We start from the raw sequence: 12865 nt of genomic DNA on the forward strand, positions 1-12865 counted from the left end.
TTATGTACTCGGTTTACTTAGCAAGACATAAAGTTTTACGGCTAACGGTTTGTAACTCATGGTTACTAACATCAGGGTGATGAAGCCGCTGACAGCCAAGCCCAGTAACGTGGTGAAACGGTCTTCTCCAGCGATCATGCGCAACAGCGGTTCGCTGACCGCTATACCGATGGCGGTCATCAGGGTGATACGCACGATGTCATGCACCCAGAGACCGTGAACCCCAGGGGCAAAACGGTTGTGAACAATCGACGGCCACACGAAGAAAGAGACCAGGCGTAGACCGAACCATGCCAGTGCAGCACCGTATGCACCTTGATAGTGGATCGCCAGAACCATTGCTGGCACGGTGACAATTGCCGACACCACGCTGTACCAGACATGTAGGTGGAGCTTGGCGTAGGCATACTGTAAGTAGAACTGAAACGAACTAGCCGCCATGATCGCGCTGCCCAGTGCGTACCAGAGCAATATGGAACGGCTCCAATGTGCGGCGACTGGATCACCTGTCCACGCAAAAATTAACGATTCAGCATGAAACCCAATCACCGCAGCCAATGGAAACAGCAGGGTGCAAACAAAGCGGCTGGCGCCTAAAAACAACGTGTGCATGTCGCCTTCACGACCTTCTGCCACCAGTACCGTTAAGCGCGGTAACAATGTCTGCGCCAGCGGGTTGGCCAGCATCAGGATGCCGGTTGTAATAAGCGCTACCAGCGAGAAATATCCATATTCTTTGAGCAACAACATCTCGGACAGCAGCACCTTGTCCATTTGCGTCAATACGATCCACAACACGGTGGTCAACGACATACTCGCGGCGAAAGGAATAATCGGTTTGACCAGTGACCAATTAAAGCCACTGAAAAAATGAGGGGCGGGTATCTGCTGATATGCACGAGCGCCGAAGATCAATGCTTCTATCAGGCCTACCATGATTTGAAATTCGAAGAAGTCCCGCGGATCTTGAGACAGGGTGCTCACCAGCACCAAGCCGCCAAAATACCGCAGAGTGGCAATAATGACGTTGGCGATGTTTAACCAAGCATGTTGTTCCAAGCCCTGAATGCCGCTTTTATAAAGCGTCGCATACAAGCGCAGCGCAATAATCACGCCCATCATGCTGATGCAGCTGATAAGAGTTTCTAGGTCCAACGTCTGCGCGTTTAACCACTTTGCGGCGATCCAAGGGCTGGCAGCGTAAATAGCGGAGGTGCAGATCACTGCCATAGGCAAAAACATGATTTCGAATGAGCGCAATAAGTGACCTGCACTATGCTCTTGATTCGCCAGCCCTTGCTGGTGGGCAACCGCACGTACCAAGCTGGGCGATAAGCCTGCATCGAGCAATTGCAGCCACGCTTGCATGACCGAGAAAAACCCGATTAGGCCATAGGCTTCAGCCCCAAGATGGCCGAGGTAAAAAGGCATGATCAGAATACCCACCAATAACGCATACGCCTGTCCGACGTAACTTAATGTGGTGTTTCTGATGACGGAAAGTGTTCTTGGCATGGCGTTTAAATAACCTGGGCGAGAGCGGGATCGTCATAGCTGACCCGACTCTGACTGCATTCTGTAATCACGGTGTCGATCACCTTGTCTTGGTCTTCCACGGCCAATCCTGGGTAGATTGGTAAACAAAGAACGCGTTGAGCCAAAGACCGTGAATTGCTCTGGGCGGCCTGCGGTTGCAGATAGTCGAGGGTATCCAGAGAGGGGTAGAAGTAACGCCGAGGATTGATGCCTTTGTCGTTAAGGGCCCCGCGCACCCGAAGCAATTGTTGCTCTCCCGTCAGTGCGACGGGGAAGTAACTATGGTTAAGCTCGCTGTCGGGTTCAGGACGTTGCAAGTCTAGGTAATCGCCCAGGTGTGACTGATAGCGGTGGGCAATTTCAGCACGCCTTTCGAGAATTTTTTCCATGTCATCTAGAATGCACAGACCCATTGCAGCGGAGAATTCATTCATCTTGGCGTTGATGCCGATCCCTTCTATCGTATCGACGCCAGCAATACCGAAATTGCATAGTAAATAAACCTGACGGGCCAGGTCGTCATCATTAGTGATGATTGCTCCGCCTTCAATGGTATGAAACAGCTTGGTTGCGTGAAAACTCAAAGTGCTGATATCGCCCCAGTTAAGTACTGACTTCCCTGCATGGCGTACTGCGAAAGCGTGCGCACCGTCATATACGACTTTGAGTTTATGTTTGAGCGCGATCTGTTCGATGCGCTCGACCGCGCAAGGATTACCAAACACGTGAGTGCCAACGATGGCCGTTGTATCGGAATCGATCCGGCTTTCGATATGTTCCGGAGAGATATTCCACGTGAATTCGTCTATATCGGCAAAGATCGGCCGGATGCCTTCCCATTGCAATGAGCTGCTGGTAGCGACGAAGCTGAAAGGGGTGGTCACCGCGCTTCCGCTTAACCCTAGCGCACGATAAGCGACTTGCAGCGCTAATGTCCCGTTATTAGTCAGTAGCACATGCTTTACACCCAAGTAATCCTTAAGCCGTTGCTCAAGCTCAGTCACTAACGGTCCATGATTAGTCAACCAGCCACGCGCGTAGATCCCGTCCACGTACGTTTTGAATTTGTTGATATCGCCCAAATAGGCCTTAGTCACATTAATCATCGAAGCCTCCATGTCTGACGTTGAACGCTGATTTCCCACATAAAAGCCCTGTTAGCCGGGCGTTGACTGAGTGGGTGGGCTTCCGGTTTTTTTGCTAATCAAGCGCGCACGGCGTTGATTGAATTTAAGAATCAATTGGGTTGCTAGACTTCCAGTGTGCGGATCACCGAAATGAAAGATGGCGGTAGCGCGTTTCAAGTTTGGACTGACAGGACGATTGGCATGCAGTGAACGATAACCCCAGAAAAAATAGATATTGCCGGGCTCAAGTTGCAGCGTTTTAGCTTTGAACCAGCCGCGATCAAGCGCCATGCAAATTAGCCTTCGACTGAACCGGTTTTGCACTAAGGCTTTTTCAATTACGTTAAACAGTACCCATGAACGCACCGTGCGCACGTTAGGGAATAGCATCAAATCCCCGCGTTCCGGACCGTGCTCAGGGATGAAAATGGGGACCAGTGCGGTTACCAGGCTTGCATCGAAATGGAAACTGTTTGATTCGCGTCGCCCCTGGTTTCCCTGAACGCAGCGCAATACCGGAAAAATTTGATCGCTAGGCGCCTGACCGCCCGAAGCCTGCCGGTATAAGCGGGCCAAAAGGGATTTGAATCCTGGATCGGCCCAGAGGGTAAACAATAGGCTTCCGGCTAACGACTTCTCTCCATGGTAGGCAAAATATTCGCCAGGATGGAGGCCCGCATGAAATTCAGTAAAGGTGCGCAACTGCGCAAGCTCGTCTTCGCCCACCGCACCGCTTAACGTGGCAAAGCCGTTACTGTTGATTTCATTGGCCAGCTGTTTTACTTGCTGTTCATCAATGTCAAAAGATAAAGGCATCTCATTGGGCTCTCTTGGAAGTGATGAAGCACGGTGTCATTCGGTGCAGGGCGTATTATAAAAAGTAACCCTTCGCAAAACGGTATCTATAATAGTTATGCAGTTGCTGCGTCTTCCCCCACGCTACCGCCCGAATCTGCTGACCCATTCGTTCATAAGAATGTTAATAGACGTTGTTTTACGTGCTCCTCCACCGATTCGAAAGGTGGCGAATTACTTACGATCAGGCAAAGCTACCGCACGACCGAGCATGCTCAGTAAAAATGAAGGTTCAGACAATCAATGTGACCCCACAGGTGCTGGAAAATCACACCTTCCCGCTAGTTAAAATCATGTGGGCAGAACTACAAGTCATGTTGATCAGACGTGGCGTACGCATTGCTCTTCGGCCGCTGCACTAGCGATAAATCGTCTGACAGGCATATATATCAATGGCGCGATCCTTCCTGTCAAATTATTTCGTCAACTAACTGTTAAATTTTTGATAAACGGCCTATTAGCCTTCGTAACTTGTTGATTTTATTGAGCGTCAAAAAAACATTATGCGCACTGTCTTAGTGCGGCGGCGGTTTTTAGACGCCCCAAGTAAGTAGGTTTAGCAAAAAGTTCAATATTAAGTTTGGTATTTTTACAGCACGCTAAGTAAGCGAGTGTAGTTGGGTTTTATTAACGAAGTTAATGTGCAAATGAGTGTGTTGACGGGGTTGAGGTATTTGAACGAGTGTTTTTTGGAGGCGAACGTTAAGACGCATTGACTCGGGTTTTGCCTTGTAGGCATTAACGAAATGTGTTGATGGGTCTAACAACTGTTTATATGCAATTTAGTGATGCAAACCAATAAATTAATAATATTTAGATCTATACGATTTCGGCATCATTGCATTATCCAGCTTCAATTTTTCGCAGAGCTTTTGGTGTCTAATCTCTGCTCCTCAAAGAAAATATCCCAGAAAAATACCCCTCTGTATTTCAACCAGGCAGATGATCGGCTTCTCCCATTAACCCCGGCCATGGGCACAGGTCTGTCTTGCGGACAGTTGCTCGGGCGCAAATGCTGCTCCATTATCAAGGGCGGAACACGTCACTAATCGGTGTAGCGGGAGAATCAATGAGTACGCAGCTAAAAACCAATGGTGTAGTCGCAGAACGGTTGGCGCAGGTTCGCGCGTTGATGAGCCGGGAGCGCATTGACGCTTATCTGGTGCCGTCCGCAGACCCACACCTTTCTGAGTACTTGCCGGGGTATTGGCAGGGGCGGCAATGGCTTTCAGGTTTTCAGGGTTCGGTCGGTACCTTGATCGTGACCCAGTATTTCGCCGGTTTGTGGGTTGACAGTCGTTATTGGGAGCAAGCACATAAAGAGCTTGCAGGCACGGGCGTCGAGCTTATGAAATTGCTACCGGGCCAACCTACAGCGTTGGATTGGCTAGCTGAAAACGCCAGCGATCAAAGCATTGTTGCAGTGGACGGTGCGGTATTGGCTGTGGCCTCAGCCCGCACATTGGCGGCCAAGCTTTATGAACGCGGTGCGAGCCTACGCACCGACTTTGATTTACTCAGCGAGGTATGGCTGGATCGGCCAAGCTTGCCTACAAACGTTATTTATCAACACCTGCCACCCCACGCCAGTATCAGCCGAGCTGAAAAGCTTGCGAAAGTCCGTCAGGTGCTGCAAGAGCGTGGGGCAGATTGGCATTTTATTGCGACGCTGGATGATATCGCCTGGCTATTTAACTTGCGCGGAGCAGATGTTTCTTACAACCCGGTATTTGTTTCCTTCGCCTTGATCGGCCCGCTGCACATTAGTTTGTTTGTTGACTCCGCCAAAATGGATGCTGAACTTCGCCAGACGTTGGAAGGCGAAGGTATTACGCTGGTCGAATACACCAAAGTCGCTTCGGCGCTGCGTAACGTTCCGCTCGAGGCTAGGTTGTTGATTGACCCCGCTCGCGTTACCTGTGGCCTGCTTGATCACCTCAGCGCCGAGGTGACATTGATCGAAGGGCTGAATCCGACGACCTTGTTCAAGTCGCAAAAAAGTGAAACCGATGCACAGCATATTCGCCAGGCGATGGAGCAGGACGGTGCCGCGCTTTGTGAGTTTTTTGCTTGGCTTGAGTCAACTCTTGGCCATGAACCTGTCAGCGAATTATCCATCGATATTCATTTAGGTCAGGCGCGAGCACGTCGTCCCGGATACGTTTCGGCGAGCTTCGCCACCATTGCTGGTTTCAACGGCAATGGTGCAATGCCGCATTACCGCGCGACTGAGCAAGAGCATGCGCAAATCGAAGGTAATGGCCTATTGTTAATCGACTCGGGTGGCCAATATTTAGGCGGTACAACTGACATCACCCGCATGGTGCCCATTGGAATACCAAGCGCTGAGCAGAAACAAGATTGCACCCGCGTTCTCAAGGGGGTAATTGCGCTGTCTCGCGCTCATTTCCCTAGGGGTATCGCTTCACCACTGCTGGACTCTATCGCGCGCGCTCCAATCTGGGCCGAAGGGGTTAACTATGGCCACGGCACCGGTCATGGCGTCGGATATTTTCTCAACGTTCACGAGGGGCCGCAGGTCATTGCGTATCAGGTACCGGCCGCTGCGCACACAGCGATGCAGCCGGGAATGATTACTTCGATTGAACCAGGGACCTATCGTCCAGGCCGTTGGGGCGTGCGAATCGAAAACTTAGTATTAAATTGCGAGGCAGGAACAACTGAGTTTGGTGAGTTCCTCAAATTCGAGACCTTGACTCTGTGTCCGATTGACACACGCTGCCTTGAAGCATCGTTATTGACTAAAGAGGAGCGCGATTGGCTCAATAACTACCACGTGCAGGTGAAGGAGCGTTTGAGTCCTTTATTAAAAGGGCCTGGACTTGAGTGGTTGCGCACTCGAACTGCCGCGATTTGATGCCGTCATCATGTCGCTGGTTTAACCATGCAGTGTCAAGTTAGGACTTGGGCCATGTAATCGACTAACGCCCGAACGCGCGCTGATTGCCGACGGTTTGCAGGCGACAAGGCATAGATCGGCAAGGGTTCAGGCGTGTAGTCCTGCAAAATTACCACCACTCGGCCTGCGAGCAAGTCATCGCGAAACAGCCAGGTCGGCGACAGCGATATCCCTAATCCAGCCAGGACCATTTCCCTGATGGCTTCTGAGCTATTGCTCTGCGCATTGCCTTTAATTCGAACCGAATGCGACTGCTGGCCTTTTTTGTAGCGCCACTGATTTTGCGTTACGAGCAAGTTGAACAGTAGGCAATTGTGCTGACTCAATGCCTGGGGGGTTTGCGGCGTGCCATTGCGGGCGAGGTAATCGGGGGTTGCGACGGTAATCCGGTGCGTTGTACCCACTTGCCTAGCGATTAGGCCGCTGTCACTGAGGTCGCCCATTCGAAATGTTACGTCCAGTCCTTCAGCCACCAGATCTTGGTTTTGATCACTAAGTTGCAGATCTATTTGTAATTCAGGATATCGCTGCAGAAAATCCCCCAAACGTGATGCGATCTGCGTACGCCCAAAGCTGACAGACGATCCCACTCTAAGCAAGCCGGCAACTGTTTCGCGTCCGGTTTGAAAACTGTGCTCGGCAGCATCTATTGCGGCGAGGATCCGGCTGCAATGCTCATAATAACGTTGACCCTCATCGGTAAGAGATAATTGCCGCGTACTTCGGGCGATCAATTTACCGCCCAAGGCGACTTCCAAGGCACGGATCAATTTACTGATAGTCGGTTGTGTAGTCTGTAGCTCTTTGGCGACAGCCGTAAAGCTTCTGCGCTCAACTACACGAACAAAGACTGACATTGCGTTGAGCTTGTCCATTTTTCAGATTCATGCGGTTTTGGAATGATAACTATAGCTTTGTTGCGTCTTATCGGCATGAATCGATAGCAGCAAAATGGCGCTCCACAGCCATACTGGCCCCGCTCGATTGAGACTGTTCTTATGACCCCTCCACTGACTATGCAGGCTTTACTTGTAGATTTTTCCGATGCGCCCCTGCGATTGACCCAGTTGCCTATGCCCATTCCTGAAGCCGGTCAGGTATTGGTTCGGATCAAAGCGAGCGGGGTCAATCCACTAGACACCAAAATCAGAACGGGCAAAGCGGCGCACGCCCGGCAGCCATTGCCAGCAGTGCTGGGGATGGACCTTGCGGGGGTCGTCCACGCGCTAGGTCCTGGGGTTGACCGCTTTAAAGTGGGAGATGAGGTGTACGGCATGGCCAGTGGAGTTGGTGGCGTGCAGGGGTCGTTGGCTCAATTTGCAGCGGTAGATACCGAGCTGTTGGCGCTCAAGCCGAGCAACTTGAGTATGCGCGAGGCTGCCGCGTTACCTTTGGTGTTCATTACCGCATGGGAAGGGCTGATTGATCGCGCGGACTTACAAGCCAATCAGACTGTTCTCATCCAGGGAGGGGCGGGAGGAGTGGGGCATATTGCGGTCCAGATCGCCCGTGCAGTGGGTGCCAAGGTCTACGCTACAGGCTCGGCGGTGCAACAGGCGTTAATCAGCGCTTTGGGTGCAACGGCAATCGACTATCGCGATCAATCTGTTGACGAGTACGTCAGGGCTCACACGGCGGGTGCCGGATTTGATGTGGTGTACGACACCGTCGGCGGGGCGACGCTGGATGCGTCGTTCGTCGCTGCTAGAATTTATGGCGGCCACGTAGTCAGTTGTCTTGGTTGGGGCACACATAGTTTGGCCGCGCTGTCTTTCCGGGCTGCAACTTACTCTGGCGTGTTTACTTTGCTGCCATTGTTGACGGGCAAAGGGCGCCGCCATCATGGCGATATTCTGCGGGAGGCGACTCGATTAATCGAGGCCGGACAAGTAAAGCCTCTGCTAGATGATAGGCGTTTCACCCTACAAACCGCACAGGCCGCCTATGATCTTATTGACGGTGGCACTGCACGGGGTCGCTTGGTGATCGACATTTAAGTCATGAGCGCTTCACGGACAAAATCCAACCGATCTTGACCAAAGAACAACTCATCTGCGACACAAATGCTCGGCGCGCCGAATACGCCGCGCTGCAGTGCAAGTTCTGTCGTGGTTTTGAGGCGTTCCTTGACCTCGGGATCGTTGACCCACCGCAGGATCAATTCCGGATCAAAGCTGTTCTCCGTTAAAACCCGGGCAACAACCTCCATGTCATTCAGATTGAGTCCGTCAATCCACAGGGCGGTGAACAGGCAGTCGATAAAAGTCTGAAAGCGCTCGGGCTGGTGCAATTGCATGCCCGCTGCTGCGCGCATCAGGTTGAGGGTGTTGATTGGGAAGTGCCGATTGAAATGCAGCGGTACGCCGTAGCGCTTGGCAAATCTGTCCATGTCTTTAAGCATGTACTGAGCTTTTGCAGGAACGGTAAGGGGCGACGCATTGCCGGTTGCTTTGAACACCCCGCCCAGCAGCATGGGCCTGTATACCAATTCGCTGCCGGTCTCTTCACAGATTTTTTTGAGTTGGGTGTAGGCCAAATAGCTGGTGGGACTGCCTACGTCGAAGAAAAAATCTACGGTTTTACTCATTGTTGATATCTCTTGTTGTTGTTTTTGTTTTGCGCGTCACCAGCGTTCGCTCCATGGCCGTAAATCCAGCTCGAAGGTCCAGGCGTCACGTGGCTGGCTGTGTAAGAACCAATAGTTATCGGCGATGTGCTCGGGATTTAGGATGCCATCCTCGTCTTTTAGCGCATAGCGATCTGGAAAATTAGTGCGTATGAAATCCGTGTCGATGGCGCCGTCCACTACTACATGGGCGACATGAACATTGAGTGGACCCAGCTCACGCGCCATGCTTTGCGCCAACGCACGGATACCGTGTTTTGCTCCGGCGAATGCTGCGAATCCTGCTGCGCCTCTCAATCCTGCTGTCGCTCCGGTGAAAAGGATGGTGCCTCTCTGGCGTTTCACCATGCGTTTTGCAACTTCGCGGCCATTCAGAAAACCGGAAAAACAGGCCATTTCCCAGATCTTGAAATACTTGCGCGCTGTTTCCTCAAGGATGCTGCAGGGCACGTTAGCGCCAATGTTAAAGACGAGTACTTCAATCGGACCAATTTCACTTTCAATCTGTTCAACTAACGCGAGGACGTCCTCCTCCTTACGAGCATCTGACGCAAAACCATAGGCTTGGCCGCCCTCGGCATTAATTGCGTTTACCAAAGGTTGTAGTTTATCCGCGCTGCGCCGAGTCACGCAGGCGATATAACCCTCGCGTGCAAATCGTTTGGCAATTGCGCCGCCGGTTGCATCTCCCGCGCCCACCACCAATATGACTTTTTTATTGTTTGAATCATCCGTCATGGTCTATCCTTTTTTGGTAAACGATCGTTTATCTAACGAACGTTATGCTACGATTTGGCTTGCGTCAAGTTGGTCATTTATTGGAGGTTATGTGCGTTATTCAGTCGTTCATAAAGAACAGATTCGAGAAAAATTGCTGCAAAGCAGCGGTGGACTGGCGAAAGAGCAAGGTTTTGCGGCAGTCGGCATCGATGGTTTTATGAGCGCTATAGGTTTGAGTGGCGGGGCGTTTTATGGTCATTTCTCGTCAAAAGACGAATTGTTCAGCGCTATTGTTGAAAGAGAACTGGGCAATAGCTTGCGGTTGTTGAGTACCGACGGCGAGCTAGACCGGCCGAAGCTGGAACGATGCCTGAAGCAATACCTGAACATGACTCATGTCGCTAATCCGCACAAAGGCTGCGTCTTGCCCGTATTGGGGGCAGAAATCGCGAGGGCTGATGTGGCTGTGCGTGAAAAGGCTGAGTACTGGCTTTCACGGTTGCAGCAAGCTTGGGCAGCTACTATGGGCTGTGAGCGCCTCGCCTGGGCAGCCTTGGCGCAGTGCATCGGGGCGTTGGTAGTAGCGAGAATGCTGTCCAGCCCCCCTCTTCAGCAGCAGGTCCTCGATGCCAGCTACAATTTGCTCGTCGGGCAAATCGACGCACATGAAGGTGGCGAATGACCGCTATTTGCAAATCACAATCATGCTGCGGCTAGTAAAACCTGCTGGATTGAGGCCAAACGGATAATCTCCCGGATCCTCCACCGCGTCGCCAGATTTGGCGATGACTCTGTAAGCATTGGCATCACAGGTGGTGGCCGCCATCTCGTAGCACTTTTCCCAAGAAGAGGTCAGGCCGGAACAATTGATATGTATTCCACGCTTACTGTGTCTGATGGGTTTACTTGTCGCTGCACAGCTGATGAGCGCCAGTGTTACGAGGATTATCAAAATGTATTTCATTACTATCCTTACCCTGGCGAACTGATTAACGCCAGTGCCCAGCTTGATTAGCCTGTCAACATGATACGGCTATGAAGTCCGAACCTGATGATTCCCTTAAATCTTCGGCTCGGGCCCAACATGGCTTAACCGGACTACAAATGCTAGCAACATCTATATCGATCCAGCACAGGCTTCAGTCTACCGGTAGGGGTGTAGGCGATTCAGAACGCATGGTCAGTGCCGCGCCTGCAGAGGCCACGATGATCGAGCCAATGGCTAGCCATTGGGTCAATGTCAGGTTCTCATGCAAAAAAATTAGGCCGGACAATGCGCCGAAGGCCGGTTCGATGCTCATCAAGGTGCTAAATGTACGGGCAGGCAAGCGCGTAAGTGCGACCATTTCCAGGCTGTAAGGCAGCGCCGTAGATAAGATCGCAACACCGATTGCAGTAGGAATAAGTGCTGGATTGAGTAAGGCAGAACCTGCGTACACGATTCCTACGGGGGCAATGAATATTGCTGCTATCAAAACCCCTAGCGCAGCTGTCTGAATACCGTTGTCTGCGCCCGCTTTCTGACCGAACAATATATACAAAGCCCAACAAGCCCCTGCGCCTAAAGCATAACCAATGCCCAGAAGTTCGATATTTCCGCTGCCTGCTCCCATTGGGATAAGGAGCAGCAAGCCGAGAATTGCTAAGGCGATCCAGACGAAGTCAATTGCTTTGCGTGATGAGATTAGCGCTACAGTTAGCGGGCCCGTAAATTCAAGAGCTACGGCAATGCCCAGTGGCACGGAACGCAGTGACATATAGAAGAGGAAGTTCATGCCGCCTAGGGCGACTCCGTAAACGAAAACGGTTCTTAGTGATTTGACGGTGAGCTGAGCGCGCCATGGCCGCAGGATTAATAGCAATATCAAACTGGCAAACGTCAGTCTTAATGTCGTGGTGCCTTGCGCACCTACCAGGGGAAAGAGGGACTTGGCCAAAGACGCTCCGGTTTGAATCGAAGCCATAGCGATAAGAAGCATGCTCACCGGGAATACTATAGAGGCGAGGTTGCGGGGTTGCTTGTTCATTGCGATTGATCATCCACGGTCATCTAGATGGGGGGCACCTGCGGCGGCACTATGATGCGTAATTGGCTTGATTTGAGCAATATATTGCTCAAATCAATGTTTCTTTATTATGCATGGACTGACTTCCACCTTATTTCATGCATTGGTTGTGTTTACCCTTGACATAACTTCTTCTGGGCCTATAATTCGCCCTCTTCCGGAGCAGACGAAACAAAAACTCCTTGGTAATCAATGAGTTAACCAGTTTTGTTAGCGAGGAAGAAGCTTCGGTCGCGGTGATCGGCAGCGGTGAGAATAGGCAGTTGACAGCGAGTTGAAACGCTGTAGAATTCGCCTCCAGCTGACGAGAGACGCGAAGTTGATCGAAGCGCAAGTGGTTGAAGTGACACGGGAAACCTTGAAACTTCGGTGAATTAACCGCTTGACAGTAACCGGCGCTGCTGTAGAATGCGCGCCTCGGTTGAGACGAAAGGATCAACCCACCGCTCTTTAACAATTGAATCAAGCAATTCGTGTGGGTGCTTGTGCCGTAAGACTGAAGTCAACTGATTATCAGCAGTCACCAGTTACTCCGCGAGAAATCAAAGAATAACCAACGATTGCTGAGCTAAATTTAGGGTTTTTTAAAAACCCAAAGATGTTTGAACTGAAGAGTTTGATCATGGCTCAGATTGAACGCTGGCGGCAGGCCTAACACATGCAAGTCGAGCGGCAGCACGGGTACTTGTACCTGGTGGCGAGCGGCGGACGGGTGAGTAATACCTAGGAATCTGCCTGGTAGTGGGGGATAACGTTCGGAAACGGACGCTAATACCGCATACGTCCTACGGGAGAAAGCAGGGGACCTTCGGGCCTTGCGCTATCAGATGAGCCTAGGTCGGATTAGCTAGTTGGTGAGGTAATGGCTCACCAAGGCGACGATCCGTAACTGGTCTGAGAGGATGATCAGTCACACTGGAACTGAGACACGGTCCAGACTCCTACGGGAGGCAGCAGTGGGGAATATTGGACAATGGGCGAAAGCCTGATCCAGCCATGCCGCGTGTGTGAAGAA

At 51.5% G+C, this 12865-nt stretch carries 11 protein-coding genes and 1 rRNA gene (1 of these 12 cut by a window edge); 4 read left to right on the forward strand and 8 right to left on the reverse strand.

Annotated features, from left to right (window positions below; genetic code table 11):
• The 3 genes from RGW60_RS03250 to RGW60_RS03260 are packed head-to-tail and all read right to left on the reverse strand — an operon-like array spanning position 1 to position 3479.
• The gene (locus RGW60_RS03250; RefSeq protein ID WP_322202103.1) at positions 1-1515 is read right to left on the reverse strand and encodes a lipopolysaccharide biosynthesis protein; all 1515 of its coding nucleotides are present in this window, start codon (positions 1513-1515) and stop codon (positions 1-3) included.
• A 5-nt stretch (positions 1516-1520) separates the two neighbouring features.
• A complete protein-coding gene (locus RGW60_RS03255; RefSeq protein ID WP_322202105.1) occupies positions 1521-2642 on the reverse strand; it encodes a DegT/DnrJ/EryC1/StrS family aminotransferase in 1122 nt (373 codons plus the stop codon).
• Positions 2643-2693: 51 nt separating this feature from the next.
• Positions 2694-3479, reverse strand: a complete 786-nt coding sequence (locus RGW60_RS03260) for a hypothetical protein (RefSeq protein ID WP_322202107.1) — start codon at positions 3477-3479, stop codon at positions 2694-2696.
• A gap of 1108 nt (positions 3480-4587) precedes the next feature.
• On the opposite strand from RGW60_RS03260, the gene RGW60_RS03265 reads away from it, so the two are divergent.
• Complete coding sequence (locus RGW60_RS03265; protein WP_322202109.1) at positions 4588-6396, forward strand: aminopeptidase P family protein; 1809 nt, start codon at positions 4588-4590, stop codon at positions 6394-6396.
• 35 nt (positions 6397-6431) lie between these two features.
• Here the strand turns inward: RGW60_RS03265 and RGW60_RS03270 are convergent, their stop codons facing one another.
• Positions 6432-7313 carry a LysR family transcriptional regulator gene (locus RGW60_RS03270; protein WP_322202111.1) on the reverse strand — a complete coding sequence of 294 codons (882 nt, stop codon included), beginning with the start codon at positions 7311-7313 and terminating at the stop codon, positions 6432-6434.
• Between the two features lie 123 nt (positions 7314-7436).
• Here RGW60_RS03270 and RGW60_RS03275 point away from each other — a divergent pair, with 123 nt between their 5' ends.
• Positions 7437-8435, forward strand: coding sequence for a zinc-dependent alcohol dehydrogenase family protein (locus tag RGW60_RS03275; protein WP_322202113.1), 999 nt, complete (start codon positions 7437-7439; stop codon positions 8433-8435).
• Here RGW60_RS03275 and RGW60_RS03280 read toward each other — a convergent pair.
• Both RGW60_RS03280 and RGW60_RS03285 read right to left on the reverse strand, forming a co-directional pair.
• On the reverse strand, positions 8432-9025 hold the full coding sequence (locus tag RGW60_RS03280; protein ID WP_322202115.1) for a 2-hydroxychromene-2-carboxylate isomerase: 594 nt from the start codon (positions 9023-9025) through the stop codon (positions 8432-8434). The two genes, RGW60_RS03275 and RGW60_RS03280, sit on opposite strands and share 4 nt — an antisense overlap.
• Positions 9026-9061: 36 nt before the next feature.
• Positions 9062-9802, reverse strand: a complete 741-nt coding sequence (locus tag RGW60_RS03285; protein ID WP_322202117.1) for an SDR family oxidoreductase — start codon at positions 9800-9802, stop codon at positions 9062-9064.
• A gap of 91 nt (positions 9803-9893) precedes the next feature.
• Here RGW60_RS03285 and RGW60_RS03290 point away from each other — a divergent pair, with 91 nt between their 5' ends.
• Entirely contained in the window at positions 9894-10466 is a 573-nt protein-coding gene (locus RGW60_RS03290) for a TetR/AcrR family transcriptional regulator (RefSeq protein WP_322202119.1), read from the forward strand.
• 3 nt (positions 10467-10469) lie between these two features.
• Here the strand turns inward: RGW60_RS03290 and RGW60_RS03295 are convergent, their stop codons facing one another.
• Together RGW60_RS03295 and rhtA are read right to left on the reverse strand one after the other, a co-directional pair.
• Positions 10470-10748, reverse strand: coding sequence for a hypothetical protein (locus RGW60_RS03295; RefSeq protein ID WP_322202121.1), 279 nt, complete (start codon positions 10746-10748; stop codon positions 10470-10472).
• A 175-nt stretch (positions 10749-10923) separates the two neighbouring features.
• Entirely contained in the window at positions 10924-11811 is an 888-nt protein-coding gene (gene rhtA, locus RGW60_RS03300; protein ID WP_322202123.1) for a threonine/homoserine exporter RhtA, read from the reverse strand.
• Between the two features lie 643 nt (positions 11812-12454).
• Here rhtA and RGW60_RS03305 point away from each other — a divergent pair.
• A 16S ribosomal RNA gene (locus tag RGW60_RS03305) occupies positions 12455-12865 on the forward strand; it runs 1128 nt beyond the window's last position.

The sequence above is a fragment of the Pseudomonas sp. AB6 genome, from assembly GCF_034314105.1.
Lineage (GTDB): Bacteria > Pseudomonadota > Gammaproteobacteria > Pseudomonadales > Pseudomonadaceae > Aquipseudomonas.